The organism is Streptomyces specialis, assembly GCF_001493375.1.
GTDB classification, from domain to species: domain Bacteria; phylum Actinomycetota; class Actinomycetes; order Streptomycetales; family Streptomycetaceae; genus Streptomyces; species Streptomyces specialis.
Genome location: NZ_LN929759.1, coordinates 36,875 through 63,809, shown reverse-complemented (window position 1 = coordinate 63,809; position 26,935 = coordinate 36,875). Strand labels below are relative to the sequence as shown.

Sequence of the window (26,935 nt, the reverse complement as noted above, 5' to 3'; positions counted from 1 at the left end):
TCAGCACATGGTGGAGCAGCTAAATCAGCACGACCCCAGGCGGATCGGGCCGTTCGAGGTGCTGGGCCGGCTCGGCGCCGGGGGCATGGGGCTCGTGTACCTGGCCCGCTCGGCGTCCGGGCGCCGCGTCGCCATCAAGACGGTGCGCAGCGAGCTCGCCGAGGACCAGCTCTTCCGGGTGCGTTTCACGCGCGAGGTCGAGGCGGCGCGCGCCGTCAGCGGCTTCTACACGGCGGCCGTGGTGGACGCCGACCCGCGTGCCGCCGTCCCGTGGCTCGCCACCGCCTATGTGCCCGCGCCCTCCCTCGAGGAGATCGTCACCGAGTGCGGCCCGCTGCCGCCCGCCGCCGTGCGCTGGCTGGCCGCCGGCATCGCCGAGGCCCTCCAGTCCATCCACGGCGCGGGCCTGGTCCACCGGGACCTCAAGCCGTCGAACGTGCTGGTCGTCGAGGACGGGCCGCGCGTCATCGACTTCGGCATCGCCTCCGGGGTGTCCAACACGCGCCTGACCATGACGAACGTCGCGGTCGGCACCCCGGCGTACATGTCGCCCGAGCAGGCCCGCGACTCGCGCAGCGTCAGCGGCGCCAGCGACATCTTCTCGCTCGCCTCCACCCTGGTCTTCGCCGCCACCGGCCACCCGCCGTACCACGGGGCGAACCCGGTGGAGACCGTCTTCATGCTGCTGCGGGAGCGGCCCGACCTGTCCGGCATGCCGGACAGGTCGGGCCGCTCCCGCAGCAGCATGAAGACGGTCTCCACCGGGTTCGCCCCGTGGTACGGCGGGTGGCCGGTGGCGGCGAAGACCAGGGTGGAGGCGAGCGAGAAGATGTCGCTGGCGCCGCTGACGCTGCGCGAGTCGCGGGCCTGCTCGGGCGACATGTACGCCGGGGTGCCGACCGCGACGTTCGTCATGGTCAGGCGCGTGTTGGACACCCCGGAGGCGATGCCGAAGTCGATGACGCGCGGCCCGTCCTCGACGACCAGCACGTTCGACGGCTTGAGGTCCCGGTGGACCAGGCCCGCGCCGTGGATGGACTGGAGGGCCTCGGCGATGCCGGCGGCCAGCCAGCGCACGGCGGCGGGCGGCAGCGGGCCGCACTCGGTGACGATCTCCTCGAGGGAGGGCGCGGGCACATAGGCGGTGGCGAGCCACGGGACGGCGGCACGCGGGTCGGCGTCCACCACGGCCGCCGTGTAGAAGCCGCTGACGGCGCGCGCCGCCTCGACCTCGCGCGTGAAACGCACCCGGAAGAGCTGGTCCTCGGCGAGCTCGCTGCGCACCGTCTTGATGGCGACGCGGCGCCCGGACGCCGAGCGGGCCAGGTACACGAGCCCCATGCCCCCGGCGCCGAGCCGGCCCAGCACCTCGAACGGCCCGATCCGCCTGGGGTCGTGCTGATTTAGCTGCTCCACCATGTGCTGACACCTCCCCGTTCGGGCGCTGTACTCCGCCCTGAGCAGCATCTCATCACCGGAGGGCCCGGCGGACCTCCAGGAAGATTCTTCCCCGCGGCACTGACAGCGGCGAACCCGGGGTCTGGATTGCGCGAGAATTCAGCGAAAAGCGCCGTATGCCCCGAGCTGCTACCACAGCGCCATCCGTTCGGATGCGATCAAATCGCGCCTAGATCACGCGTCGATAAGCTGACTGGCATGACAGGACAGGTAACAACCGTCGACGGCCGGGTCGCCGGGCGGCGCGGGCAGGCCACGCGGCAGAAACTGCTCGACTGCCTCGGAAAGATGCTCGGCACCTCCCCGTACCGCGACGTCAGAGTCATCGACGTGGCCCGTAAAGCAGGCACCTCACCTGCGACGTTCTACCAATACTTCCCGGACGTGGAAGCCGCCGTGCTGGAGATCGCGGAGGACACCGTCCGGGAGAGCGCCGAGCTGTCCGCGCTGGTCGCCGGGCGGCCCTGGGCCGGTAAGGCGGGGTGGCAGACCGCCGAGGAGCTGGTCGACGGCTTCCTCGCGTTCTGGCGGAAACACGACGCCATCCTGCGCGTGATCGACCTCGGCGCGGCCGAGGGCGACCGGCGGTTCGTGCGGATGCGGACGCGGGTGCAGGGCGCCGTCGTCAAGCCGCTGGCCGAGACCATCGAGAGCCTCCAGAGCAAGGGCCGGTCGGCCGAGCAGGTCGCGACCCCGGCCGCGCTGGCGGGGTCCCTGGTCACCATGCTGGCCGCCGTCTCGGCGCAGCCGAAGAGCCTTCAGGCGCTGGGCGCCAAGCAGGCGGAGCTGAAGCCGGCGCTGGCGCTGCTGCTGCACCTGGGCGTCACCGGCCGCAAGCCGTCGAAGTAACGGGACGGGCGCCGCGCCCGGTTCCTGTCCCCGGCTCGGCGTGCGCTCCGACGTGTTCACGACCCGCCACCCTCTGTGAGGGCGGCGGGTCGTCTGCGTATGCTCATGGACATGCCTACGTCCCCTGTACACGTCATCGGGGCCGGTCCGGCCGGGCTCGCCGTCGCGGCCTCGCTCGCGCGCCGGGGAGTCCGGACGGTCGTGGTCGAGAAGTCCGCCGACGTGGGCGCCTCCTGGCGCGGCCACTACGACCGCCTGCGGCTGCACACGACCCGCCGCTGGTCGTCGCTGCCGGGGATGCGGATACCCCGCTCGGCCGGACGCTGGGTGCGGCGCGACGACTTCGTGCGCTACCTGGAGAGCTACGCCCGGCACCACCGGATAGAACTCGCCGCCGGTGTCGAGGTCTTCGGCATCGACCGGCCCCGGCCGGGCGACGACGACTGGGTGTTGCGCGCCACCGGGGGGCGCCTGCTGCGCGCCGGGGCCGTCGTGGTGGCAACCGGCCACCACCACACGCCGTATCTGCCGGACTGGCCCGGACTGGACGGTTACGCGGGCGAGTTGCTGCACGCCAGCGCGTACCGGTCGCCGGCGCCGTTCGAGGGGCGGGACGTGCTGGTCGTCGGAACCGGCAACAGCGGAGCGGAGATAGCCGCGGACCTGGCGTTCGGCGGCGCCGGGCGGGTGCGGCTGGCGGTGCGGACGGCGCCGCACATCCTGCGCCGCGCCACGCTGGGCTGGCCCTCACAGGCCGGGGCGATCCTGTGCCGACGGCTGCCGGTGGTGGTGACGGACCGGCTGCCCCGGCCCGTCGGCCGGCTGCTGACCGGCCTGGCCGGGCACGGCCTGCCCCGCCCGGCCACCGGCCTGTACTCACGGGCGCGGGCGGGCTCGTTCCCCGTGGTGGACGCGGGACTTGTGCGCGCGGTGCGGCGCGGTCTGGTGCGGCCGGTGGCCGCGGTCGAGGCGTTCGACGGGGGCAAGGTGGTGCTGGCGGACGGCGAGACGATCGCCCCCGACGCGGTGATCGCCGCGACCGGCTACCGCCGGGGGCTCGCGCCGCTCGTCGGGCACCTCGGCGTTCTCGACGGCGACGGCGGCCCGCTGGTGCACGGCGCGGAGACCCATCCGGCCGCCGAGGGGCTGTACTTCATCGGCTTCACGAACCCCATCAGCGGCAACCTGCGCGAACTGGCGCGCGACGCCCCCAAGATCGCCGCCGCCATCGTCCGGCGGCAGGCCGACGAGGAGACCGCGCGGCGCTGAACGGACCGCCGGAGTGGACACCCCTCCCCATGCGGGGAGGGGGCCCGGTGGGGTGATCCGCACTCGCCGAGGCGCGTCCGCCGCGCCGGGCGGGGCCTCGACGTCCCCTCGCAGCGCATCACCCCATCCCGTCCGATCCGGCCTCCGACGGACTGGACGGAATCCTTTCTCAGGGTGAGCAGGCCGACACGGGACGTCAATAGCCGGCCGGAACCTTCCTGCCCGGCTCGGACGGTTCCGAAGCCTCTTCACCCGCGGGCGAACCGGCCGGGGAGCAATCCAGCTCGCACCAGACCCGTTTACCCTTTCCCTCGTGCTGCCAGCCCCAGCGGTCGGCCAGCACTTCCACCAACTCCAGCCCGCGCCCGCCGGTGTCCTCGCCCTCCGCGTGCCGGGGTCTCGGCGCGCGGCTGCTGACGTCCACCACCTCCAGACGGACGGGCACGTCCCGCCCGGCGGGCACGCGGCGCACGGCCAGGCGCAGCACGGCCGGACGGCCGGTGTGCACCACCGCGTTCGTCACCAGCTCGGAGACGAGCAGCACCAACGTGTCCGTCTGCGACGCGTCAGGACGGGCCGGGCAGGGCTGCCCCCTTCCGAGCTGCGCCCGGACCCACCGCCGGGCACGGCCCACCTCCGAGGGCTCGGGGGCGACATCCAACTGCTTTTCCAGCTCCTGCACCGTTCACACCATCCGAACCGGGCGGACAAATCCCCTCACACCGAGCGATCTCGGTGGGGGCCAGCATGAGCGACGCGCGAGTCGGACAACAAGTGCTTCAGGAATATTCCGGCGCAAAGGAGTAAGCACCCGCTGACGTGTGCGAACCCTCCCACGCCCACTCGAACACTACTCAGGGAAGGCTCACTTGGCGGCTCAGGCGGACAGCGGCGTCCCGGTCCCGTCCACCGCCGACTCCAGGTCGGGATAGCAGTCGAACAGCCGCCGCACCCCCAGCGCGGCCAGCACCCGGTTGACATGCGAGCCGTCCTCCGCGCCGCGCGCGGGCAGGATCAGGCGCAACTCCCCGGCGCACGAACGCATCAGCCGGCGCGCGGCGATGAGGATCCCGACCCCGCTGGAGTCGCAGAACAGCACCTCGGACAGGTCGAGCACGACCCGCCGGCGGCCGTCCGCGACCGCGTCGTGCACCCCGTGGCGGACGGTCGGCGACGTCGCCAGATCCAGCTCCCCGACGACCCGCAGCACGGCCCACTCCCCTCGCTGCTCCCCGTGCACTCTCAACGCCACGCCGCCGGACCCCTTCTGTTGTCTTCGCCGTCCACGCGCTCGGTGCGATCCGCGCGATCTGTGCGCTTCGTGCTGTCCATCCGTGTACTCCCCCACCGCCGGGAGAACCGATTCTCTCCGAGCGGCCTGCCCACATTCGCCGCCGCCACGCGTTCCCCCCTCGTCCTCCACGTCCGGTCATGTTTGGTCACGCCCGGCCCGCGACCGGGAGCACCCGGAGCGCGGATCGTCACGCGGGGCGCGCGCGGTCGGCCCGCCCACTACATTTGACGCGACGTGGAGGGCCGGAGGTTGTCGCACGGCGGACGGGGACCGGGAATTGGGGGCCTGATGGCGCACGAGACACCGCCACGCTGGGACCGCGACATGCGGCAGCGCCTGGAACGCGGCGAGGCCGCCGCCCTGGCCGAGCTGTACGACCGCTTCGCCTCGCTCGTCCACGGCATCGCCCAGCGGGTGCTCGGTGACGAGACCGCCGCGGCGCGGGTGACCCGCGAGGTGTTCGCGCTGATCTGGGAAGCGCCGCAGGGGTTCGACCCGGAGGCCGGGCCGATGCGGACCTGGATCGCCGGTCTCGCCCACCGGCTGGCCGTCCAGCGGCTGCGCGCCGACCTCGGCGGCCGGGCGAGCGCGGCCGAACGGGCGGACGCCGCCGCGCAGGTGCGGTCGGCGTCCACGGCCGCCCGGGCGGACTACATCGTGACCGCCATGCCCGCGCCCCTGCGCGAGGCGCTCGAACTCACCCGTTTCCAGCGGCAGGACTGCCGGCAGATGGCGGACCGCCTCGGCATCACCGAGGCGGAGGCCCGCCGCCGCCTGCGGCTGGGCCTGCAACTGCTGTCCACCGCCGACCAGTACGACGCGGAGGGCCTGTGACCACACCTCGGCCCGGCCCCGGGCGGGAGCCCGACGAGACGGCGACGGACGGGGCTTGGGACCACGCGGCGCGGGTACCGCGCCCCCGCGACGGGTCCGCGGACTTCGTGCGGTCGTCCACGCGGGCGGGCCCGCCGCCGGGCGCGGAGGACGCCGCGACGATCCCCATCCGGCTTCCGGAGGCGAACGATCCGATGTCCACCCACCACCACCTGATGTCCCTGCTCGGCGCCTGGGCGCTGGCGGCCTGCTCCCCCGAGGAGGCCGAACGCGTCGAGGCCCATCTCAACGACTGCGGCCGGTGCGCCGACGAGGCGGTCCGGCTGCGCGAGGCCGTCGCGCTGCTCGAACCGCAGCACTGCCTCGACCTCGACCCCAGGCTCCGGGTGCGCGTCCTGGAAGGCTGCCTCGCCCGCCGCCCCGCCCGGTGGCCGGTACCGCCGTGGGCCGCGCCGCTGGACGCGGAGGCCGCCCGACTCGACGCACTGCTCAACGACATGGCGGAGGACGAATGGCGCACACCGGTCGCGTTGCGCTGGTTCGACGGCGACCGCCGGCAGGTCCTGGGCACCTCGGTGGCCGGGGTCGTCGACCATCTGCTGTCCGGGGACGGCCTGTTGGCCCGCGCGGTCGGCCTGCCCGATCCCCTCGCCGACCGCGCGGGCGGGAACGGCGGCGCCGGTGACGACCCGGCCGCCCGCACCCTGGCCCGCTGGCGCGAAACGCCCGAACCGCGCGCCGAACCGCGCGCCCCCTGGCTGCCGTGGCGCGAACAGACCCGCGCACTGGTGCGCGCGGCGGCGGAACGGGGCGACGCCCCGCGCCCGGCCGGCGACCTGCCCGACGGTTACCTGCACCGGGCGTTCGCCTGCTGGATCCACGCCGGGGACATCGCCGACGCCGTGGAGTACCCGTACGGGCCGCCGTACGGCACGCATCTGCGGCTGCTGGTCGATCTGGCCGCGCGGAAACTGCCCGGCAGCATCGCCGGGCGCCGCCGCGCCGGGCTGGCGACCTCGCCCGGCGCGGCGGGCCGCACGATCCACCTGGAGGTCGAGGGCGCGGGCGGCGGCCACTGGTACATACCGCTCGACTCCCCCGCCGCCGCCGTCTCCCGCACCGAGGCGCGCGGCGCGGTGGCCCATGTGGCGCTGGACGACGTGGTGTTCTGCCAGCTCGCCGCCGGGCGGATCACGCCCGATGAGGTGGCCTCCGGCGGGGAGGGCGATCCGGCGGTGATACGGGACGTCCTGTCCGCCGCGGCGGCGCTCTCCCGGCTCTGACGCCGGACGGCTCCCCGGGGCGTCAGGCGAAGACGACGGTGCGGCTGCCGTTGAGCAGCACCCGCCGTTCGCTGTGCCACTTCACCGCGCGGGCCAGCGCCTGGCACTCGACGTCACGGCCGACCGCCACCAACTGCTGCGGGGTCAGCTCGTGTCCGACCCGCTCGACCTCCTGCTCGATGATCGGGCCCTCGTCCAGCTCGGCCGTCACGTAGTGCGCGGTCGCGCCGATGACCTTCACGCCGCGCGCGTGCGCCTGGTGGTAGGGGCGGGCGCCCTTGAAACTCGGCAGGAACGAGTGGTGGATGTTGATGATGCGGCCCGACAGCCGCTTGCACAGGTCGTCGGAGATCACCTGCATGTAGCGGGCGAGCACCACCAGCTCGACCTCCTCGTCCTCCACGACGCGCAGCAGCCGCGCCTCGGCCTCCGCCTTGGTGTCGGCGGTCACCGGGATGTGGTGGAACGGGATGCCGTACGACGCGGACAGCTCCGCGAAGTCGGTGTGGTTGGAGACGACGGCCGCGATCTCGACCGGCAGGGCGCCGATCCGGGTGCGGAAGAGGAGGTCGTTGAGGCAGTGGCCGAACTTGCTGACCAGCAGCAGCACGCGCATCTTCTCGCCGGCCGGGTGGAGCCGCCAGTCCATCTGGAACGTGTCCCCGACGGCCGCGAAGCTGGCCCGCAGCTTCTCCAGGGTGACCGGCTCGACGGCCGAGAAGTGCACCCGCATGAAGAACAGTCCGGTGTCACGGTCGCCGAACTGCTGGCTGTCCACGATGTTGCAGCCGGTCATGAAGAGGAAGCTGGAGACCGCGTGCACGATGCCGGGCTTGTCCGGGCAGGAGAGGGTGAGCACGTAGTCGTCGGTCTGGGCGGCGGCCTGGTCGGGGGTCATGGTGCCCTAGGGTGGCACATTCCCGCGCGATCGCGCCGCCGGACCGGCGCTACACCGTGTGCAGCACCGAGGCCAGCTCGTCCAGGGAACGCGGCGGCGCGTCGGGGTCGTCGCCGTCGTTGACCGCGAGCCGGGTGTGGGCCTCACGCGCCGCGCGGACGGCCTCCGGCCAGGCGTGGTGCTGGAGGTAGGCGGTGACGGGCGCGTCGGCGCCGACCTGATGCATGATCCGCAGCACCCGCAGCACGGCGACGTCCACGAGGGCCGCCTCCTGGCTGTCGCGGAAGACCGTGCCGACGTACTTCTCGGCCGACCAGTTGTCCAGCCAGGTGTCCTCGACCAGGCGGTACACGGCGTCGGTCACGTCCCCGTACCCGGGGGCGCCCGCCACCCAGCACTGCTGCTGGAACGCGGTGTCGGAAAGCATGTGCAGCGCGGAGCGCACGCTGACGCGCCAGCGCCACCAGGGCATGTCGTTGAGCGGCATGCCTGCCATGGTGCGGGAACGGCGGGCCTGTCGGGAAGGGGTTCCGGTCATCTGTGCCGTCACAGCTCCTCCGCCGCCCGCTCCGGCAGACCCTGCTCCCGGGCGACCGGGTTCCACAGCCCGGCCGCCTGTTCCTTGGCCTGGGTGGCCCGCGCGCTGGCCGTGTCGCCCTGGGTGGCGCGGTCGGTGTGCCGGGCCTGGCCGCCGTCGCAGACCTGCCGGTCCTGGCGGGCCTGGTCGGCCCAGGCCGCGTAGTGCTCGTCGGCCTCGGCGGACGCCTGCCACGCCTCGGTGAGGGCCTGGACGAGGGCGTCGCCCTGCGGAATGGCGCCGACGTCGAGGCCCTGGAGCCGCGTGACGAGGCTCTCGCGCTGCTGGGCCGCGGCGCGCAGATCGTCGGCGGCGCGGTTGAGGCGTTCGCACGCGCGGATGTCGGAGACGGCGGCGATGACGCTGTCGCGGCTGTCGTTGCTGTCGTCGAGGAGCGCCGACAGTTCGCGGGCCTGTGCGGCGGTCTCGGGGTCGGCGGCGTCGGTGGGGTCGGCGGCGTCGTTGTTCCCGGTGGCCGGGGGCTCCTGGTCCTGCTGCTGGTCCTGGTCCTGCTCCTGTTCGACCGGGGAGGTCGGGGACTCCTCCCCGCCGCTGAGCGCGGCGCCCGCGCCGAGCCCGACGACGGCACAGCCGACGACGACGGCGAGCACGACGACGACCGGGTTCCGCCGGCGCGGCGCGCGGTCCTCGCCGTAGTACGGCGGCGGCGGGTCGTCCTGCGGCGTGTGGGAGGCGGCGGACCGGAACAGGCTGTCGAACGCCCCCGGCCCCGCACCGGGCGCCGGCTCCTGCGGCCGGATCGCCCGGAGCCGCGTGGTCGCCTCCACATCCCGCCCCCGCCCCCCGGGCACCGGCGGCATGACCCGCGTTGCTTTCCTTGTCAACCCCACTCCCCCGTCCACGCCCTCCCCCCTCCCCTCCGCCGGCAGCTTCGGCTGTTAATAAGAGACGCCCCGCCCTGCCCCCACCGTCAGGCCGACCCTGGCCCCGGGGGCGGAAGCCGGCCGTCCGCCTGCCGCTCGATCCGATCCCGCAACCTCACGGCCCGGAGGTCTCGGTACTCTGCGAGCAGCGGGAGCGCGTCGGCCCATAGGCGACGGGCCTGGCCGGGATCGTCGCCGAGCAGCGCCCCCGCGAGCCCGTCGAGGGCCAGAGCCTCGTGCCGGCCGTCCTTCAGCTCGCGGAAGACGGCAGCGGCATGGCGGTGAAACGCGGCGGCTTTGGCGTCCCGTCCCAACCGTCGGTATGTCTGCCCTGTGCCCTGCCAGGCCAGCGCCTCGCGGCTACGGTCACCGAGCCGCCGGTGCAGCGTGGCGGCGCGGTGATATGAGGTCAGGGCCTCCTCGAACCGGCCAAGGGCCTGCTGGGCGTCGCCCAAGGTGATGAGCCAATAGCCTTCCAACACGCGATCGCGGAGCTCCAGCGCGATCTCCACCGCTTCGTGCGGTCCTCACGGACGAGCCGCACCCCGCCGAGGGATCCAGTGGCAGGCTAGGGAGGTCAAGCATCGGGGATGTCGACTTTCGCCGCGCTGAGCATGCCCCCGGGGATCACCACAAGCCGCTCATCCGCAGCGAGGGAAACGCCAGGCGGGAGACGGGTGTCATAAGCGGTGGTGAGGTCACGGCCGCTCACGGCGATGTCGCCGTTGTCGAGCTCCCAGATGTCCGGGCATTCGTCTTCCCCCTTCGAGTTACCAAGCTCGGCAGCCGTCTTGCCCAGCCGCCTGACGAACAAGGCGGCGGGTCGGCTTCCCAGCCCCGTGTCATATCGCCCTCTCCCCTCCGGCCGGGCACATCCGGTCACTACGCACAGTAACTGAACCGTCTCTCGCGGACAACCCTCGGACGCGCCGGAATCGGTTTGAGCGGTGGGTGGGGTTCGGGGGGCTATGTGGGGCGTGGTTCGTTTCTGTCTGGCCCTGGTCACCTGTTCACCGCTCGGGTCGCGCCGCGCGTGGCCGTGTCCGCGACCCGAGCGGTGACGCCTCGGTTCCTACTTACGGTGCGAGCCGACCGGTTCGACCAAGGTGGCCGCCACCGCCGGCCGGAGGGCCTTGGCGATCTTCACCGCGTCGCCCACCGCCCACAGGTGGAAGAAGAACAGCCGCGGTTCGTCCATCAGCCCGTGGTTGTGGAGCGTCACCAGGTTGATGCCGTTCTTGCGCAGGGCCACCAGAACGTCCTGGACCTCCGAGCCGATCATGGCGATGTCGCCGTTCATGGCGGCCTTGCCGCCGCCCAGGGGCTGGAAGTTGAGGGCGGTCGTCGCGGCGAGGCCCTGGGGGAGGACGCGGCCGTCGTGCGTCATCGTCTCGCTGCGCAGGAAGATGCTCTTGTAGATGCCCTCGTGGTCCACGCCCGGGGTGCCGAGCGCCTCGTCGATGCCCTTGGTGTCGAGATCGACCGGCGACTCCTCCGGCTCCCCCTCCGGGCGGGGCCCCGGGGTGGTGGTGCAGTCGATGGCCGCGCGGATGCCCCGTGCCATCCTCACCGGGTCATGGCCGTGGGCGTGGACGTGCGTCCACCAGATGTCCGGCGTCTGGGACAGCAAGTGCTTGTGGATCGCGGTCTGCCCGACCCCGTGGGCTGCCAACGCGTCGCTGACCCGCTGGAGTTCGTCCTCCGTGACCACCAAGTCCCCCATCAGCAGGGAGCTGTCGTCGGAGTAACGGACGAACGCCACGTGGGACCCCAGCGCGAACGACGGCTGGATCTTGATGCCGTAGGAGACGACGTCGAGGTCTCGTCGGGTGAAATCCGTGTGATAAAGCATCCGGCGCCGAACGCCGCCCGAACGGCCCAGTTCCGACGCGACGTCCGTCCAGTCGGATTCGGCGGTGGGCAGCGGTTGGAGCAGCCCCTGGCCGCCGCTTCCGGCGGAGCCGGAGTCCGCGCGGGCGATGCCCGTTCCCGCCCCGGCCAGCACCGGTGCCAGCGCCGCAGCGGCCATCAGTTGCCGTCGCGGCGTGGTCCCCCGTGTGAGCGCGTTCCGCTCTCGGTCTACAGTCATGCCGGTCATGTGAGCATGAAAAATCACCGCAAACTGGACATGCAGCGGTGGGGGCACTCGTTAGAGGTACATCAGATAGGCACATCAGCCGATCAACGGCTGCTCCGGCCGCCTCGTCACGGTGGCGGCCGGAGTCGGGGGTCGCTAGAGCGTCTCGATGAACGACGACCAGCTTGCCGCTGGAACCACCAGTGCCGGGCCGCCCGGCACCTTGGAGTCCCGGACGGGAACGACGCCGGGAACACCGTCCGCCACCTCGACGCAGTCTCCGTTCTCTCCGCCGCTGTGGCTGCTCTTCCGCCAGGCACCCGCCGCGATGAACGACGACCAGCTTGCCGCCGGGACGACCAGCGCGGGGCCACCGGGGACCTTGGAGTCACGGACCGGCACCACACCGGGCATGTTGTCCGCCACCTCGACGCAGTCCCCGTTGCTTCCCCCGCTGTAGCTACTCTTTCGCCATTGGGCCGCACTTAGGTCGTAAGGGGTCATTTCTCGAAGTCCTCTGCCGCCAACTCGATCCGGGATAGGGACTCCTCGTGCGGCAACGCCGAAGCCCTGAGCAGATCGTAGGACATCTGATAGTGATCGAACAGCGCCGGATCGTCGATCAACTGGCCGATGTGCGGGCCTTCGACATAGGCAAGCGGCGGGGCCTCTGCGAAGGTCATCAGCTTGAGGAAGCCCTCCATCAGAGAGTGGGCGCCGACCTCGTAGGGGAGGACCTGGACCAGGGCCCGGCGCTCCCGGACCATCTGGGCAATGTGCCGGAGCTGCTGGGCCATCGCGGCCTGGCCGCCGACCGGGCGGTGGAGGATGCTCTCGTCCAGGACGGACCACAGCACTGGCGCTGTCTTGTCATCGGTTGGCTTCAGCGAATCGGCTCGCGCGAGTCGGTTGGCTACGCGGCTCGCCACCTCCTCGTCGGGGAGGAAAGGGCTGTGCGCGCGGAAGACCGAACGGGCGTAGGGCTCAATCTGGAGCAGGCCAGGGACAAGGTGCGGGGCCCAGTCGCAGATGCTCAGGGCCAAAAGTTCATGTTCCGCCGCGTCGCTGAAGAATTCGGCGAACGGCCGTCGTCGGATGAGGTCCTCCCACGTCCGCTCGAAAAAACCGTCGGTTTGTAGGGCCGCGTCGAACCGCTTCGCGTGGTCGAGGCTGGGCCTGCGGACACCCTGTTCGAACATGCCGATGTATCCGGACGAGCAGAACACGAGGAGTCCCAGCTCCACCTGCGTCAGCCCGGCGGCCTCCCTGCGGCGCTTCAGCTCCGCCCCGAAAAACTTCCAGCCGTTGCGAAACTGTGCGAACTCGCTCCTGCGGATTGCCTTGCCCATTGCCTGACTCCCTGTGATGCAGCACCTCAACAGCGCGCTTGTGTCGCTCTCTGCTCTGGCGACACTACTGCCCGTTGCTCCAGTGTGTAAGAGGCAGCGTTGGCCAAAGGCAAGGGAGCGGAACGGACGATGACGGGGATTCAGGGAAATCAGGCAATGGCGGACCGCCATGCCCGCGACCGCATACGGGATGTGCTCGAACTCGTCGGCGCGGGAGAGGTCGAGGTCCGGCTGAGCCGGGACGACGACGGGCGGTCGGTGGTCAGCGTTACCGCGCCTTTGGACGAACTCGCCTCGCTGATCGCGGATTTGCTGGTCAAGGGCATCGTGCCGTGGCCCACGGCGGGAATCGCCGTGTGGGACGGCGGCGAACGCCGCGTCGGGGAAGTGGTGTCGGCGGTCGGCCCGCGCGTGCGGCTGCGGTCGCTGCGCACGCCGAACGAATGGTTCTCCCAGCCGCACCGGCTACGGGTCGCACGCATCAGCGAAATCGCCGATGCCGAACAGGAGAAGACGGAGAAGGCAGGGCATGGCACGGTGCAGGCATCCTGAACTCGTGGAACGCCTGGGCGGCAAATTCTGCAAGTTCTGCGAGGCGGAGATCTATCTGCCGTCGCGGCGGGTGGCCGTTCCGAAAGACGCCGCCATCGCCCGTTATCAGGAAGGCGAATCGCTCGCCTCCATCGCACAGTCCTTCCAGGTGTCCCAGGCGACTTTGCGGCGCCGGTTCGCGGGATGGGGGGTCGAAACACGCGACGCGCCCGAAGCCGCGCAGGCGATCCGGCCGTTGCAGACGTTCAACCCATGACTCGACCGCCGGGACGGTGGTGTCGCGGTTCCGCCAGCGCTCGGCTTCTCCGGCCGGTGAACTGATCGGCGACAACGCCCCCTTCACCGGACGGAACTCATGGTTGCGACCACCCTCACCGACGACGACCTCGACGGGACCGGACCGCCCGCGCGATCACCTCGCGCCGGCTGGGCGGCCGTCCTCTCGGTGACGCTCGGCCTCTTCCTGATCGTCACGACGGAGATCCTGCCGATCGGTCTGCTCACGCCGATCGGGTCGACGTTCGCCGTCTCGGACGGGATGGCCGGGCTGATGATGACGATGCCCGGCTTCCTCGCGGCGATCTCCGCGCCGCTGGTCACCATGGCCACCGCGCGAGTTGACCGGCGTCTGATGCTCTGCGTCTTCGTTCTCCTGCTGGCGGTGGCCAACTTCCTGGCCGCCGCCGCACCCGGCTACTGGCTCGTGCTGGTGTCGCGCGTCCTGGTGGGCGTCACCATCGGCGGCTTCTGGTCGATCGGGGCCGGACTGGCCGAACGCCTCGTCCCCGCCGCGTCGGCCGGCCGCGCGACGGCGGTCATCTTCTCGGCGGTTCCGCTGGGTTCGGTGCTCGGTGTGCCGGCCGGGACGTTCATCGGTGAAGTGGCGGGCTGGCGAACCTCGTTCGCCCTGATGGGCGCGCTGACCGTGGGGGTGCTCGTCATGCTGCGCCTGACCGTGCCGGAACTTCCGCCAACCGAGGCGATGCGGCCGGGAGTTCTGCGCACCATGGTCCGGGGCGCGAACACCCGCTTCGCGCTCCTGCTCACATTCCTCATCGTGCTGGCCCACTTCGGGACGTACACCTACGTGACCCCGTTCCTGGAGCAGGTCACCCACGCGAGTGCGCGGGAGATCACGGTGCTTCTGCTCGTCTACGGCGCCGCGGGGATTCTCGGCAACTTCGTGGGCGGCACGATGGTCACCCGCCACCCGCACGCCACCTTCGGCCTGGCGGCCGGCCTGATCGCGGCTGCCACCCTGCTGTTGCCGATCCTGGGCCGCTGGACGACCGGCGCGGCGGCCCTGCTGATCGTCTGGGGCATCGCCTACGGAGCCGTCCCCGTCTCGTCCCAGACGTGGTTCACCAAAGCGACCCCGCACGCACCGGAGGCGGCCTCCGTCCTGTTCACCGCCTCGTTCCAGGCATCCCTCTCCCTCGGCGCCCTGACAGGCGGCCTCGCCGTGGACCACAGCTCCCCCTCCACCCTCATGCCCCTCGGCGCAATCCTCGCCACCTGCACAGCCCTGGCAGTCTGGTCCCACACCACCCACCACCCCACCTGGCCGGACGCCGAGCAGAGCAGAGCAAAAGCCTGAGCGGCCCGGCTTGTTGAGAGCGGCTCCGAGCCCACTTGTATGAGGACTGGGGCACTCGATAGCCTCGACTGGACAGCGTATTCGAGCTGCACTGCGGAAGGTTTCCGGGCCTGACAAGCCGAGCCCCCTTCATAAGGGAGGGAAGCTCGCGAAGGGTACTTCGTGCTGATCACCGGTGAAGAGTTCGGCAGGGTTTTCGAGACGTTCGAGCGGACAGCTTTCCGCCTCGAAACCCTCGCCGTTTACGATGTCGAGGAGGAGCGCAAGGAGTTCGAGGACTTCCTGGCCGGGAAGCCGCTGCCTCCCGAATGGTCGGACAACCCGTGGGTCCGCTCCATGACCGACCTCGGCAAGTCGGTCGCGCGGGTGCACGTGCTGCGTTCGCCGCTCACCGACTACCTTCGCTTCGAACTGGCCGCCTATCCGGGCAATATCGCGGCAGGCGAAAAGATCGGGATCATCGATCTGGCTCAGCGCGACGTACGTGGCCTTCCGGACCACGACTTCTGGATTTTCGACGACTCGGCCGTGTACCGCATGCACTACGCGGACAGCGGAGCCTTCATCGGCGCCGAGCAGCTTCCGCAGTCGAGGGTGGCCGAGTACCGCGGCTACCGTGACACCGCTCTGGCCCACGCCATTCCGTTCGAGGAGTACCAGCCGGTTTGACGCCGAAGTGCTTCTACGCGTCGGTCACGCCTCGGTGGGTGGCCCACGCCTTGGCTGCTTGTTCCATGGCGCGGAGCCACTGTTCCTCGGGCCGCCGCTCGGCGAACGCGCGCCGCATCCGGACCGTGGCGGCGGCGAACGCGTCGATCGCAGCCGGGTCGGCGTCCGCCCATACGCGGCACCGGGCCGGCCATGACTCGGCTTCCTCGGCACCGTGCCCCGACGCCACGAGCTGCGTGACGAACGACGCCGGGACGAGGAACGCGGCTCCCCGCGTCGGCCACGCCCAGTCCACGGCCCACATGTCCCGGCCGCCGATGATCAGGTTGCTGGGGTGCAGGTCCATGTGGAGCAGCGCGTCACCTCGGAACAGCTCCACCTCCCCCTCGTCGCCGACGAAACGGTCCCAACGGGTCTCCGTCCAGTCGTGAGCAATGTCGGGGAGTGTGATCTCCCCGATCCGGTCGAGGAGTTCGACGACCGCCGGAAGATCCGGCGAGCCGGGCGCGAAGTCCGGTCGCCGGCCCTGCACGGCCTCGAACCCGAGAGCGATCCACTCCTCGTCCTCCGCGTGCCAGAGAAGAGCCGGGGAGATCGGCCGCACAAAGGGGTTGATCCGCGCCTCCCGAAGAATGGAGTCACGCCGACCGCCGGGCCGATTGCGCATCGCCTTGACGAAGAACGGCCCCTTCTCGCACTCGACCACGGCCGTGAAGTCCGAACCGAAGCCTCGGACGGTGGGTTGCGTGGTCGCCACCTCCGCCGTATACGGATGGATCAGTTCCCAGAACTCGGGACCAGGAAGTTCGCGCCGCATGGTTCCTTCAAGTTCTCGGGCTGCAATCACTGAGCGGGTACCCGGGGTCGCACTCCGCGTTAGGTTCGCAGCCGGGGTCACACTGACCGGACTTGGTCGCGCCACGGATCGTGTCGTTGGCCCGGGCCATGGCGATGCCGCTGAGGATAGCTGCCAGCGGAGTGTCCCGGACATTGCCGACTCCCAGCCATCCGGAGAAGACGCACGGGGACACCTCGCCCGTGGGACCGATGGCGGCCTTGCCGGTGCCGCACTGACCGCAGAGGTTCCCGGCATCCTGGTCACTGCCCTGCGCACCCCGTCCGAACGGTCGGACGCGATCGATGTGAACGTTGCGCACTCCCAGAGCCTCAAGCTCCCGTCGAGCCTGCACGGCACGCTGCTGGTCGCTGCCGACGATGATGCCGACGCGCAGCGGGATGCCGAGTTGGACCGCCTTGGCGATGTTCGTCCGGGTACGGCCGTGGCTCGGCCGACCGGTCATCGCGTTGTGTTGCCCGGACTGGTCGGAATAGTAGGAGGTCGCCAAACTGACCCCCTCGCGCTGGAACAGCTCCCACCAGGTGTCCATGAGACGGACCATGTTGCTGAAGACTTCGACCTTCAGTCGAAGGCTCAGCGCATGCTCCACGAGGTCCGTGAAGTCCGGATGCATGGTGGGTTCGCCGCCGATCAACTGCACGCTGCGGACGCCCGAAGCAGCGGCTTGGTCGAGGAGGTTGATCCAGTCCTGGCGGGTCATGGTGCCGTGGGTGCCGTCCGGTCCAGATGCGTTGTAGCAGTGGACGCAGGCAAGTTGGCACTTGCGGGTGAGATCGAGCCACAGGAATCGCGGCATGGACCGCTCTGCCGAGGAGTCGGCCGTCGAGACATTCGAGATCGTGGACACACGCACGTCCCTTCCTTCTTCCGTATCGCGACTTGAAGAGTGACGGAAAGGAAATCCAGGGGGATTACGACGAGGCGGCTGGCAAGTCGCGCTCAGTGGTGGGCGGGCCAGCGGGTGGTGAAGTCTCGGGCCTGGGGGGACGGGCGGGGGGGGGTGGTGGCTCTTATACACATCCGACGCTGCGGGCGAACAGCCGAGACGTGCTACCTGTAGGCGTGATACGGCTCGGAGCGCACGGGTGGGCTGCGTGTGCCCTTCGTCGGCAGCGGCGGGGGTTTATAAGAGACGGGGGGGTGCGTGCGGTGGGGGGTGAGGCGGGTGCGGAAGTCTTCGAAGTAGTCGCTGCCCCGGCCCGAGCGGAGGCCGTTCAGGATGGTGCCGGCCTGGGAGGCCGTGTCGCACGCCTGGTCCAGGTCGCCTTCCTGCAACTGGCCGGTGGCCAGGATGAGCATGCCTATCGCGCGGCGGCGGGCGCGGGTCTCCGGGTGGCCGGACAGGGCCTCCTCCGCGCGCTTCTGCGCCGCCCGGCCCTGGCCGAGGTCGCGGTGGCAGTGCGCCAACTCGTCGGCGAGATAGGCCGCGTCGAAGTGCGTGATCCACGGCGGGTCGTCGCCGGAGTCGGGGTCGGCGCGGTCGAGGGCGGCGAGGGCGGCGGACGCCGCGCGGCGGCAGCCCTCCTGGTCGCCGAGTTGGGCGTAGCCCCGGGCCTCGGCGGCCAGGAAGAGCGCTTCCGCGCGGGGTGTGACGCGGCCCCGGGAGCCCTCCTGGGCGGCACGGGCGAGCTGGATGACCTCGCGCGGGTTCCCCAACTCGGCGGCCAGGTGGCTCATTCCGGCCGCCAGCACGTAGCCGCCGAAGCCCCGGTCGCCGGCGGCCTGGGCCAGGCGCAGCGCCTGGATGTAGTACCGCTGGGCCAGGCCGGGCAGGCCGCTGTCCACCGCCATGTACCCGGCCAGCTCGGTCAACCGGGCGGCGGCGCCGAACAGTTGACGGCCGACCTCCTCCTGGTAGGAGCCGTCGAGCAGACCGGCGACGACGCCGTTGAGGTAGTGGACGACGACCGGGCGCACATGGCCCGAGCCCCAGCGGCGGTCGAGGGTGACCAGCGCCGCCGTCGTCGCGATCACGGCCTCCACGTCCGCGCTGCCGACGCGCGGCCCCGACGCGCGGGACACCTCGGCGTCGGGCGGGGTGATCAGCCAGTCACGGCTGGGCTCGACGAGCGCGGCCGGGGCGACGCTGGAGCCGCCCGGCGCGTACGGGTTCTGGCCGTCGCCGCTCTCCCGGCGCGACACGTCGGAACGCCACAGCTCCGTCGCCTGCTCCAGGCTCTCGGTCAGCCCGGCCGCGAAGTGCAGGCCGACCGAGGAGGTGAGCTGGCGCGTGGTGCCCATGCCGATCTCGTCGACGGACACCGCGCGGCCGAGCTTGCGCCCCAGCGCTTCCGCGATGACCTCGGGCGCCCGGCCGCGCGGCTGCTGGCCACGGATCCAGCGCGCGACGGACGTTTTGTCGTACCGGAAATCGAAGCCGCGCTCGGCGGCGCACATGTTGACGCGGCGAGCCAGTCCCGCGTTCGAGCAACCCGCCTCACGGATGAGGGAGAGCAGGCGCTCGTTGGGCTGGCGGGCGATCAGTGGTCTGGCAGTCATCAAGCGGCTCCCTTGCTGACGGGCCTGGAAGATCCCCGCTGATCAATTCCCGGCCGTTCCCCGGTCCATCCCGTACGCCCCTCGCGGTGCTCCGATGCGCCCCGCGTGCGGGCGTTCTCACGCACACCGGGGCGCGCGGGGCCGTAACCCGTTCGGAGGAATCGAGTTGTCATGGATGTGGAAGAGACCATCGCCGTCACCTCAGCCGTGACCATGCAGACAAACCCCCGGCATGCCGACGAATCGCTCCTCGCCCACGCCGTCCGATACGCCGAGGAACGGCACTGGGACGTCCTGGCCGGGACGTGGCTGGAATACGACAAGGGCGTCGCCCGCTGCTCCTGCGGCGTGGAGACGTGTTACGCGCCGGGCGCGCACCCGACGCGCATGGACTGGCCGACGCACGCGACGGGCAGCGCCGTGGAGGCGCGTCGCACGTGGGAGCGTGAGCCGCGTGCGGCGATCCTGCTGCCGACCGGGCGGACGTTCGACGTGCTGGACGTGCCGGAGACGGCGGGCTGTCTGGCGCTGGCGCGGATGGAGCGGACCGGCGCGGAGCTGGGGCCGGTCGCCGGGACGCCGACCGGGCGGCTCCAGTTCTTCGTGCTGCCGGGCGGCGCGGCCAAGGCGCCGGGAACGCTACGGCGGCTGGGCTGGCAGCCGGCCACGATGGACCTGATCCCGCGCGGCGAGGGCGACTTCGTGGCGGCGCCGCCGACGCGGATCGGGACGCGCGGCTCGGTGCAGTGGGCGCGGCGGCCGACCACCACGAACCGCTGGCTGCCCGACGCCGAGCAGCTCCTGCCTACGCTGGCCTACGCCTGCGCGCAGGAACGCTGAGGAGCGGGAGGGTCCGCACACCCTCCCGCCCGCCGTACCGGCCCTCTTAGGGTGAGGGGTATGGAAGCGGCGGGGAACCAGAACGCGCAGGGGCATGACGGGACGGCGGCGGGCGCGGCGGGGCCGGCGGTCGCCGTCCGGGTCCGGGGGCTGTGGAAGCGGTTCGGTGAGCAGGTGGCCGTGTCGGGGATCGACCTGGATCTCCCGGCCGGGCGGTTCATCGGGCTGGTCGGGCCGAACGGCGCGGGCAAGACCACGACGTTGTCCATGATCACGGGGCTGCTGCGGCCGGACGACGGGCAGGTGGAGATCGCCGGGCACGACGTATGGCGGGACCCGGTGGCGGTGAAGGCCCGCATCGGGGTACTGCCGGAGGGGCTGCGGCTGTTCGAACGGCTCTCGGGGCGGGAGCTCTTGACGTACCTCGGGCGGCTGCGCGGGCTGCCCGTGGACGAAGTGGAGCGGCGCACCGGGCAGTTGCTGGACGTTCTCGACCTGTCGGCGGCGCAGCACAAGCTGGTCGTGGACTACTCGACGGGCATGCGGAAGAAGATCGGGCTGGCGGCGGCGCTGCTGCACAATCCCGAAGTGCTGTTCCTGGACGAGCCGTTCGAGGGCGTGGACCCGGTTTCGGCGCAGACGATCCGGGGCGTGCTGGAACGGTACACGGCGTCGGGCGCGACGGTGGTCTTCTCCAGCCATGTGATGGAGCTGGTGGAGTCGCTGTGCGACTGGGTCGCGGTGCTAGCGGCCGGACGCATCAAGGCGCACGGGCCGCTCGCCGAAGTGCGGGGCGACGCGGAGTCGTTGCAGAGCGCGTTCCTGGAACTGGTGGGGGCGCGCGGGGACGCGGGACCGGACTTGAGCTGGCTGGGCGGCAACCGGTGAGCGACGGCCGCGCGGCATGCGGGCCGCACGAGAGAGACGCCGTGAGTGTTACCGGGGCCTCGGTCGGGGTGGTCGCGGGGGCGTTTCTGCGGTTGAAGCTGGCGCTGGTGCGCAACGGGGTGCGGCAGACGGCGGGGCGGTCCGCCGCGTTCGTCGGGGCCGTGGTCGTGACGCTGCTGTTCGGCGGGCTCGGGTTGCTGGGCATGGTCGCGTTGCGCGGGCACGAGCACGGGCCCGAGGCGGCGGTGGTGCTGGTGGCGCTGCTGGCGCTGGGCTGGGCGTTCATGCCGCTGTTCGTGGGCGGGGCCGACGAGACGCTGGATCCGGCGCGGCTGGCGATGCTGCCGTTGCGGCCGAACGCCATGCTCACCGGGCAGCTCGTGGCCTCGGTGGTGGGGCTCGGGCCGCTGTTCACGCTGCTGCTGGTGACGGGTGCGGCGGTGACGGTCGCCGACGGCGCGGCGGGGGTGGTGGCGGCGGTGGTCGCCGTTCCGCTGGCGCTGCTGACGTGCACGACGCTGGCGCGGGCGCTGGCGACGGCGAACGCGGGGCTGCTCAGCAGCCGGCGCGGGCGTGATCTGGCCGTGCTGAGCGGGGTGTTGATCGCGGTCGGGGTGCAGGCGCTGAACCTGGGCGTCTCGAAGCTGTCCGGGGAGAACGGCGCCGGGCCGCTGGAGGCGCTCGCGGATGTGCTGCGGTGGGTGCCGCCGGCCGCCGCCGTGGAGGGCGTGCGGGCGGTGGGCGACGGCTCGTACGGGCGGGCCGCCGCCGCGCTGGGCGGCAGCCTGCTGGTGTGGCTGCTGCTGCTCGGCTGGTGGCGGCGGACGCTGACGAAGCTGCTGACCGCACCCGACTCGTCCACCCTGGGCGCGCCGGAGACGGCGAAGTCCCGTGCCGCGCGGTCCGGGAGCGGACCGAGCCGGTGGCTGCCCGCCGGGCGGGCCGGGGCGGCGGCGCAACGGACGCTGCGCTACGGCTGGCGGGACCCGAAGACGAAGATGGGCTGGGCGTCGGCGCTCGGCGTGGGCCTGCTGATGCCGGTGGTGACGGCGGCGCAGGGCGGGACCAGCCCCTACAACGCGTTCTGGGCGTCGGCACTGCTCGGGCTGCTGATGTACAACCAGTTCGGCCAGGACTACAGCGGCTTCTGGCTGGTCTCCCAGACGATCGCCACCTCGCGGGACGCCTATCTGGAGCTGTACGGGCGGGCGTTGGCGGTGGCGCTGGTGGCGGTGCCGTTCACCTCGGCGGTGGTCGCGCTGTCGGCCGGGCTGGCGGACGACTGGGCGTCGGCGCCGGACGCGATGGGACTCGCGCTGGCGCTGCTCGGCGCGCTGATCGGCCTGGGCGCGGTGACGAGCGCGCGGTTCCCGTACTCGATCCCGCAGGACAGCCCGATGAAGAACGTGGCGCCGGGGCAGGGCGCGCTCGCCTGGTTCAGCATCCTGGGCGGAATGCTGGCCGGGCCGGTGCTGTGCGCTCCGGTGATCGCGCTCGTCGTCACGCTGCACATGTCGGACGCGACGGGCTGGCTGTGGACCACGCTGCCGCTCGGTGCCGGGTACGGCGTGCTCATGGCGTGGGCGGGGCTGCGGCTGGCCGCCCCGGTCACGGTCCGCCGCCTCCCGGAGATCCTGACGGCGGTCAGCCGCGCGTAGGGCCCGGCCCGCCCGGCGGTGGCGGACCGGGGTTCAGGCCCGCAGGCCGCCGTCCACCGGGAGGACCGTGCCCGTCACGTAGGAGGAACGGTCGCTGAGCAGCCAGGCGGCGGCCTGCGCGATCTCGTCCGGGTCGGCGGCCCGGCGCAGCGGCGTCCGGGCGTTGAGCCCCTCGATGACGCCCGGGACGGCCTGCTCCCAGGCGCGGACCATGTCGGTGAGCGTTGTGCCGGGCGCGATGGCGTTGACGCGGATGCCTTCCGGGCCGTACGTCACTGCGGCCGACTCGGTGAGACTGTTGACCGCGCGCTTCATGGCGCCGTAGAGGGGCAGGCCGGGGTTGGCCGCCAGGCTGCCGACGCTGGAGTTGTTGACGATGGCGCCCTTCCCCGCGGTGGCGCGGATGGCCGCGACCTCGGCGCTCATGGCCAGCCAGGGGCCCTTGAAGTTGACGGCGTAGACGTGGTCCACCTCGTCCTCCGTCGCCCCGTCCAGCGGGCCGGGGCGCTGGACGGTCGCGGCGTTGTTGAAGGCGGCGTCGAGCCGGCCGTACAGCTCCACGGCCCGGTCCACGGCGGCGCGGACGCTTGCCGGGTCGGCCAGGTCGCACCGCACGTGGTCCGCGGTGCCGCCGACCCCCCGGATCTCGTCCGTCACCGCCCGCAACTCGGCTTCGGTGCGGGCCGCCAGCACGACCCGGGCGCCCTCCCGGGCGAAGAGCCGCGCGGCGGCGGCGCCGATGCCGCGTCCAGCGCCGGTGACGAGGACGGCCTTGCCGGCCAGCAGGCCGGCGCCGGGCGGCGCGGAAGGCCCGGTGGCCGGCGGCGTGGTCGGCGGGGTGTGCTGCGAGGTGTTCCGTGGGGTGTCCATACGGCGAGCCTGGGGGCAGCCGGGAAACGCATCCAGGCACCGGCGGTACCTGGCTGGGGCGGCGGCGCCCGCCGATACTGGCGGGCGTGGACAGACACGAGCTGGCCGGCTTCCTGCGCGGCAGGCGGGAACGGATCACCCCCGCCGACGTCGGGCTGCCCGCCGGGCAGCGCCGCCGCACCCCGGGGCTGCGCCGCGAGGAGGTGGCGCACCTCGCCTTCATCTCGACCGAGTACTACACACGGCTGGAACAGGCCCGCGCCCCGCGCCCGTCGCCCGAGGTGCTCGGCGGCCTGGCCCGGGCCCTGCGCCTGTCCGACGCCGAGCGCGACCACCTCCACCACCTCGCCGGCTCCCCGCCAGGACCGCCGCCCGGACCCTCGCGCGACGTGCCGCGCAGCATCCTCGACCTGCTGCGGCGGCTGCCGCGGGCCGCCGCGATCGTGCTCTCCGCGACCTACGAGGTGATCGCCTGGAACGACCTGGCCGCCGCCCTCCTGGAGGACTTCTCCGCGCTGCCCCGCCGCGACCGCAACCTGGTGCGCCGCGCCTTCCTGCGGGAGCCGGAACGGTGGCCGCTGGACCGGGCGGACACCGACACGTTCGCCCACGCCGCGGCCCGGCACCTGCGGGCCGCCGCCGCCCGCTACCCCGACGATCCCGAAGTGGCCGGCCTGGTCAGCGAACTCCTCTCCGGCAGCGAACACTTCGCCCGGCTCTGGGCCGCCCACGACGTGCACGCCGAGAACACCCTGCGCAAGACCGTCCACCATCCGCTGGTGGGCGCCGTCACGGTCAACTGCGACGTCCTCGACATCACCGACCGGGACCAGCGGGTCGTGATCTACACGGCCGACCCCGGCTCGCCGTCGGACGAGGCCCTGCGGCTGCTGACGGTGATCGGCACCCAGCGCCTGGACCTGCCCGGCTGAGGCCGGCCGGCCGGTCGGCCGACCGTAAGGGTGGCTACCAGAGGCCCTCCTCGGTGAGGAACCGCTGGACGGTCTCCCGCCACTCCGCGGGCCGCTCCAGGTGGACCAGGTGGCCCGCGTCGGGGATGTCGGCATAGCGGCCCCTCGGCAGCACCCGGACCATCTCCTGCGCCTCGGCGCGGCCCAGCTCGCCGTCGAGACCGCGCACGACCAGGGCCGGGCAGCGGACGAGCGCCAGCTCGTCCCAGTGCGCGTCGCGGACCCAGCTCTCCCGCGCCGCCAGCATCTGCGGGCGCGAGAAGCCGGGCCGCCAGCCGTCGGCACGCTCGGCCATGACCTCGGCGAAGAAGTCACCCCGGGCCGGGCGCGGGCGGTCCAGCGTCGGGTCCTCCTCGCCGAACCAGCGCCGGACGTCCGCCAGCGTGGCGAACGGCACCGGCCAGGACGCCAGCCACGCGCTCCACCCCTGCCGCGAGCGGACGCCCAGCGCCGCCGCCCGCATGTCGCATATCACCACCGCCGCCACCAGATCGGGGCGCCGGGCGGCGAGCTGCCAGGCCGTCAGGGCACCCATCGCGTGCCCGATCAGCACGGCCGGACCCAGGCCGAGCTGCTCCACGGCGGCCTCCGCGTCCGCCACGAACGCGTCCCGGTCGAACGGGCCCGCCGCCGGCTTGTCGCTCCGCCCATGGCCGCGCTGATCCAGCGCGACCGCGCGACGGCCGCGCGCCAGCCAGCGGGCGGTGTCCGCCCAGTGCGAGGCGCGGCCCAGCAGCCCGTGCAACAGCAGAACGCCCGGCGGCGCGGGCTCGCCCCCGGCCGGCCCCCCCGCCGCCGCCGCCGCACGCGGTGGCTCGCCGAACTCCCAGGCGGCCAACCGCACTCCCCCCTGCCCGACAACGCGGACGCGACGCATCATGCGCTTCGTCCCCCTTTCTCCGGCTCCGGTCACGGCCCCCGCCCCTACCAGAGACCACGATATCGAATGCATATTCGAACACCGTGCGATTGCTGCCCAAGAACGCCCGTTTGAGTGATCCCTTACCAGGAGTCGCCTGCTGTCGCACAGGGAAAATCTGTGACAAGGGAGGGAGACCGACCTGGGGAGCTCGGGGCTCCGCGTCGGTCTGCGGGGTGGGTGTGGGTCGGCCGCCACGGCGGCCGGCCCTCCCGGATCGCTGCCCGGCCCTCCGGCCCCCGGCCGGCCGGTCCGTCAGCCCTTCGCGACGAACACGTGCATCGCGATGTGGTGCGCCAGCTCGGCCGCCTCACCACCGCTTCCGACCTGCACGCCGCCGCCCGCGCCGGTGGTGACGCTGACCGACGCCCCCGGCTGCACACCCGCCCGGCGCAGCGTGTGCATCACCTGCGAGTCCGTCTGGATGGGCTCCCCGATGCGGCGGACGACGACCGTCTTGCCGCCGTTGGTGTCCAGGTCGGTGAGCGCGACCATGCCCTCCCCGATGTACGGATCGGCCTCGGCGGTCTCGCCCAGCTCGGCCAGACCCGGGATCGGGTTCCCGTAGGGCGACTCGGTCGGGTGGTTCAGCAGCTCCAGCACGCGGCGCTCGACCGCGTCGCTCATCACGTGCTCCCACCGGCACGCCTCCGCGTGCACGTGCTCCCACTCCAGGCCGATCACGTCCACGAGCAGACACTCCGCGAGGCGGTGCTTGCGCATCACCCGCTGTGCCAGCCTGCGGCCTTCATCGGTCAGCTCCAGGTGCCGGTCCCCCGCGATGCTCAGCAGCCCGTCCCGTTCCATTCTCGCGACGGTCTGGCTGACGGTCGGTCCGCTCTGCTCCAGACGCTCGGCGATCCGGGCACGCATCGGAACCACCCCCTCCTCCTCCAGCTCCAGGATGGTGCGGAGGTACATCTCGGTGGTGTCGATGAGTCCGGACATAAGTGCCCCTCGATATCTCGTGCGGTGGCCCTGCCACCAATTCTGACGCACGGCGGTGACAACTGATTCCGCTCCGTGTAACGGTGGCCGGTATTGACACCGCAGTGGTCCAGACCACTACGGTGTGGCCATGACCGAGACCACGCCCGCCGACCGCTTCTTCGACGCGGCCATCGGCCTGCTGCGGACGGCCCGGGACCGTCAGGCGCCGCGTATCGCGGAGGCCGCCGCCCTGATCGCGGACACCGTGGCGGCGGGCGGCAAGCTCTTCGCCCACGGCGCGGGCCACTCCGCGCTCCCCGCGCAGGACCTCGTCTACCGGGCGGGCGGCCTGGCCCTGGTGAACCTGCTGACCGTGCCCGGCACGACCGGTGTGGACGTCTCCCCCGCCACCCTCGGCAGCGCGCTCGAACATGTCCCGGGCCTCGCCCCGGCCGCCCTCGCCAGCAGCCCGGCCACCGCCGGGGACCTGCTCATCGCCGTCTCGGTCTCCGGGCGGAACGCGCTGCCCGTCGAGATGGCCTCGCACGCCAGGTCGCGCGGGCTTGCGGTCATCGGCGTGACGTCCGTGGCCTACGCGGGCCGGACCGTCTCGCGCCACCCCTCCGGCACGTTCCTGAAGGACCACTGCGACGTGGTCCTCGACAGCGGCGTCCCGGTCGGGGACGCGACGCTCACCGCGGAGGGCATCGGCGCCCCGTTCGCCCCGGCGTCCACCATCGTCGCCTGCGCGCTGCTCCAGGCCGTGATCGCGGAGACGGCCTGCCTGCTGGCGGCCCGGGGCACCGAGCCGCCCCTGCTGCGCTCGGCCAACGTGGACGGCGGCGCGGAGTGGAACGAGCGGGTCGTCGCCACCCACGCCGACCGCATCCTCTGGCACAGGTAGGCCGGGC

28 protein-coding genes and 3 pseudogenes are annotated in these 26,935 nt (G+C 72.2%); 14 read left to right on the top strand and 17 right to left on the bottom strand.

The window, feature by feature from the left end; genetic code table 11:
• Positions 1 to 7: 7 nt before the first annotated feature.
• A pseudogene (locus BN2279_RS03005) lies at positions 8 to 721 on the top strand (serine/threonine-protein kinase); the annotation flags it as partial.
• Here BN2279_RS03005 and BN2279_RS03000 read toward each other — a convergent pair.
• Positions 706 to 1,419, bottom strand: a pseudogene (locus tag BN2279_RS03000) (serine/threonine-protein kinase); the annotation flags it as partial. The pseudogenes BN2279_RS03005 and BN2279_RS03000 overlap by 16 nt on opposite strands.
• Before the next feature lie 237 nt (positions 1,420 to 1,656).
• Between BN2279_RS03000 and BN2279_RS02995 the strand changes: the two are divergent.
• The gene (locus tag BN2279_RS02995) at positions 1,657 to 2,307 is read left to right on the top strand and encodes a TetR family transcriptional regulator (RefSeq protein WP_059006132.1); all 651 of its coding nucleotides are present in this window, start codon (positions 1,657 to 1,659) and stop codon (positions 2,305 to 2,307) included.
• Between the two features lie 105 nt (positions 2,308 to 2,412).
• Positions 2,413 to 3,576 (top strand): flavin-containing monooxygenase, encoded by a 1,164-nt coding sequence (locus tag BN2279_RS02990; protein ID WP_079031784.1) that lies wholly within the window; start codon positions 2,413 to 2,415, stop codon positions 3,574 to 3,576.
• 196 nt (positions 3,577 to 3,772) lie between these two features.
• On the opposite strand, the gene BN2279_RS02985 is transcribed toward BN2279_RS02990, so the two are convergent.
• Together BN2279_RS02985 and BN2279_RS02980 are read right to left on the bottom strand one after the other, a co-directional pair.
• Positions 3,773 to 4,258, bottom strand: coding sequence for an ATP-binding protein (locus BN2279_RS02985; protein WP_059006130.1), 486 nt, complete (start codon positions 4,256 to 4,258; stop codon positions 3,773 to 3,775).
• 195 nt (positions 4,259 to 4,453) lie between these two features.
• Positions 4,454 to 4,828, bottom strand: coding sequence for an STAS domain-containing protein (locus BN2279_RS02980; RefSeq protein ID WP_059006129.1), 375 nt, complete (start codon positions 4,826 to 4,828; stop codon positions 4,454 to 4,456).
• A 327-nt stretch (positions 4,829 to 5,155) separates the two neighbouring features.
• Between BN2279_RS02980 and BN2279_RS02975 the strand changes: the two genes are divergently transcribed.
• Together BN2279_RS02975 and BN2279_RS02970 are read left to right on the top strand one after the other, a co-directional pair.
• Positions 5,156 to 5,704 (top strand): sigma-70 family RNA polymerase sigma factor, encoded by a 549-nt coding sequence (locus BN2279_RS02975; RefSeq protein WP_104530917.1) that lies wholly within the window; start codon positions 5,156 to 5,158, stop codon positions 5,702 to 5,704.
• On the top strand, positions 5,701 to 6,987 hold the full coding sequence (locus BN2279_RS02970) for a zf-HC2 domain-containing protein (RefSeq protein ID WP_234347347.1): 1,287 nt from the start codon (positions 5,701 to 5,703) through the stop codon (positions 6,985 to 6,987). Before BN2279_RS02975 ends, BN2279_RS02970 begins: the two co-directional genes overlap by 4 nt.
• Positions 6,988 to 7,009: 22 nt before the next feature.
• Here BN2279_RS02970 and purU read toward each other — a convergent pair whose 3' ends face one another.
• From purU to BN2279_RS02925, 8 genes and pseudogenes are all read right to left on the bottom strand, one after another.
• On the bottom strand, positions 7,010 to 7,885 hold the full coding sequence (gene purU / locus BN2279_RS02965; protein ID WP_059006127.1) for a formyltetrahydrofolate deformylase: 876 nt from the start codon (positions 7,883 to 7,885) through the stop codon (positions 7,010 to 7,012).
• A 49-nt stretch (positions 7,886 to 7,934) separates the two neighbouring features.
• A complete protein-coding gene (locus tag BN2279_RS02960; protein ID WP_059006126.1) occupies positions 7,935 to 8,381 on the bottom strand; it encodes an SCO4402 family protein in 447 nt (148 codons plus the stop codon).
• A 50-nt stretch (positions 8,382 to 8,431) separates the two neighbouring features.
• Positions 8,432 to 9,250: a hypothetical protein gene (locus BN2279_RS02955; RefSeq protein ID WP_059006133.1), complete on the bottom strand. Its 819-nt coding sequence runs from the start codon at positions 9,248 to 9,250 to the stop codon at positions 8,432 to 8,434.
• Between the two features lie 143 nt (positions 9,251 to 9,393).
• Positions 9,394 to 9,858 (bottom strand): tetratricopeptide repeat protein, encoded by a 465-nt coding sequence (locus BN2279_RS02950; RefSeq protein WP_059006124.1) that lies wholly within the window; start codon positions 9,856 to 9,858, stop codon positions 9,394 to 9,396.
• A 65-nt stretch (positions 9,859 to 9,923) separates the two neighbouring features.
• Positions 9,924 to 10,192: pseudogene (locus BN2279_RS02945) on the bottom strand (hypothetical protein).
• Between the two features lie 226 nt (positions 10,193 to 10,418).
• Positions 10,419 to 11,435, bottom strand: coding sequence for a DUF1259 domain-containing protein (locus BN2279_RS02940; protein ID WP_059006154.1), 1,017 nt, complete (start codon positions 11,433 to 11,435; stop codon positions 10,419 to 10,421).
• A gap of 144 nt (positions 11,436 to 11,579) precedes the next feature.
• Positions 11,580 to 11,927, bottom strand: a complete 348-nt coding sequence (locus BN2279_RS27020; RefSeq protein WP_079031781.1) for a DUF397 domain-containing protein — start codon at positions 11,925 to 11,927, stop codon at positions 11,580 to 11,582.
• Positions 11,924 to 12,772 (bottom strand): helix-turn-helix domain-containing protein, encoded by an 849-nt coding sequence (locus BN2279_RS02925; protein WP_059006123.1) that lies wholly within the window; start codon positions 12,770 to 12,772, stop codon positions 11,924 to 11,926. The genes BN2279_RS27020 and BN2279_RS02925 overlap by 4 nt, the downstream gene beginning before the upstream one ends.
• A gap of 129 nt (positions 12,773 to 12,901) precedes the next feature.
• On the opposite strand from BN2279_RS02925, the gene BN2279_RS02920 reads away from it, so the two are divergent.
• From BN2279_RS02920 to BN2279_RS02905, 4 genes are all read left to right on the top strand, one after another.
• Entirely contained in the window at positions 12,902 to 13,324 is a 423-nt protein-coding gene (locus BN2279_RS02920; RefSeq protein WP_159037023.1) for a hypothetical protein, read from the top strand.
• A gap of 4 nt (positions 13,325 to 13,328) precedes the next feature.
• A complete protein-coding gene (locus BN2279_RS02915) occupies positions 13,329 to 13,580 on the top strand; it encodes a helix-turn-helix domain-containing protein (protein WP_059006121.1) in 252 nt (83 codons plus the stop codon).
• A gap of 99 nt (positions 13,581 to 13,679) precedes the next feature.
• Positions 13,680 to 14,921 carry an MFS transporter gene (locus tag BN2279_RS02910; protein WP_079031780.1) on the top strand — a complete coding sequence of 414 codons (1,242 nt, stop codon included), beginning with the start codon at positions 13,680 to 13,682 and terminating at the stop codon, positions 14,919 to 14,921.
• 162 nt (positions 14,922 to 15,083) lie between these two features.
• Entirely contained in the window at positions 15,084 to 15,590 is a 507-nt protein-coding gene (locus tag BN2279_RS02905) for a DUF6879 family protein (RefSeq protein ID WP_234347345.1), read from the top strand.
• 13 nt (positions 15,591 to 15,603) lie between these two features.
• Here BN2279_RS02905 and BN2279_RS02900 read toward each other — a convergent pair whose 3' ends face one another.
• From BN2279_RS02900 to BN2279_RS02890, 3 genes are all read right to left on the bottom strand, one after another.
• Complete coding sequence (locus BN2279_RS02900; RefSeq protein ID WP_059006120.1) at positions 15,604 to 16,407, bottom strand: hypothetical protein; 804 nt, start codon at positions 16,405 to 16,407, stop codon at positions 15,604 to 15,606.
• Positions 16,408 to 16,414: 7 nt separating this feature from the next.
• Positions 16,415 to 17,296, bottom strand: coding sequence for a radical SAM/SPASM domain-containing protein (locus BN2279_RS02895; protein WP_234347342.1), 882 nt, complete (start codon positions 17,294 to 17,296; stop codon positions 16,415 to 16,417).
• 203 nt (positions 17,297 to 17,499) lie between these two features.
• Complete coding sequence (locus tag BN2279_RS02890) at positions 17,500 to 18,948, bottom strand: NsdA family TPR-like regulatory protein (protein ID WP_234347340.1); 1,449 nt, start codon at positions 18,946 to 18,948, stop codon at positions 17,500 to 17,502.
• Between the two features lie 171 nt (positions 18,949 to 19,119).
• On the opposite strand from BN2279_RS02890, the gene BN2279_RS02885 reads away from it, so the two are divergent.
• From BN2279_RS02885 to BN2279_RS02875, 3 genes are read left to right on the top strand one after another with little or no spacing between them, the layout of a single operon-like run.
• Complete coding sequence (locus BN2279_RS02885) at positions 19,120 to 19,788, top strand: bifunctional DNA primase/polymerase (protein ID WP_059006119.1); 669 nt, start codon at positions 19,120 to 19,122, stop codon at positions 19,786 to 19,788.
• 60 nt (positions 19,789 to 19,848) lie between these two features.
• Positions 19,849 to 20,676: an ABC transporter ATP-binding protein gene (locus tag BN2279_RS02880; protein ID WP_059006118.1), complete on the top strand. Its 828-nt coding sequence runs from the start codon at positions 19,849 to 19,851 to the stop codon at positions 20,674 to 20,676.
• A 41-nt stretch (positions 20,677 to 20,717) separates the two neighbouring features.
• Entirely contained in the window at positions 20,718 to 22,334 is a 1,617-nt protein-coding gene (locus BN2279_RS02875; RefSeq protein WP_059006117.1) for a hypothetical protein, read from the top strand.
• Between the two features lie 33 nt (positions 22,335 to 22,367).
• On the opposite strand, the gene BN2279_RS02870 is transcribed toward BN2279_RS02875, so the two are convergent.
• Entirely contained in the window at positions 22,368 to 23,204 is an 837-nt protein-coding gene (locus BN2279_RS02870; protein ID WP_079031778.1) for an SDR family NAD(P)-dependent oxidoreductase, read from the bottom strand.
• Between the two features lie 86 nt (positions 23,205 to 23,290).
• Here BN2279_RS02870 and BN2279_RS02865 point away from each other — a divergent pair, with 86 nt between their 5' ends.
• Entirely contained in the window at positions 23,291 to 24,136 is an 846-nt protein-coding gene (locus tag BN2279_RS02865) for a helix-turn-helix transcriptional regulator (protein ID WP_059006116.1), read from the top strand.
• A 34-nt stretch (positions 24,137 to 24,170) separates the two neighbouring features.
• Here the strand turns inward: BN2279_RS02865 and BN2279_RS02860 are convergent, their stop codons facing one another.
• Positions 24,171 to 25,055 carry an alpha/beta fold hydrolase gene (locus BN2279_RS02860; protein ID WP_059006115.1) on the bottom strand — a complete coding sequence of 295 codons (885 nt, stop codon included), beginning with the start codon at positions 25,053 to 25,055 and terminating at the stop codon, positions 24,171 to 24,173.
• A gap of 294 nt (positions 25,056 to 25,349) precedes the next feature.
• Positions 25,350 to 26,042, bottom strand: coding sequence for an iron-dependent transcriptional repressor DtxR (locus tag BN2279_RS02855; protein ID WP_059006114.1), 693 nt, complete (start codon positions 26,040 to 26,042; stop codon positions 25,350 to 25,352).
• A 130-nt stretch (positions 26,043 to 26,172) separates the two neighbouring features.
• Here BN2279_RS02855 and BN2279_RS02850 point away from each other — a divergent pair, with 130 nt between their 5' ends.
• Positions 26,173 to 26,928: an SIS domain-containing protein gene (locus tag BN2279_RS02850; protein WP_059006113.1), complete on the top strand. Its 756-nt coding sequence runs from the start codon at positions 26,173 to 26,175 to the stop codon at positions 26,926 to 26,928.
• Positions 26,929 to 26,935 lie beyond the last annotated feature (7 nt).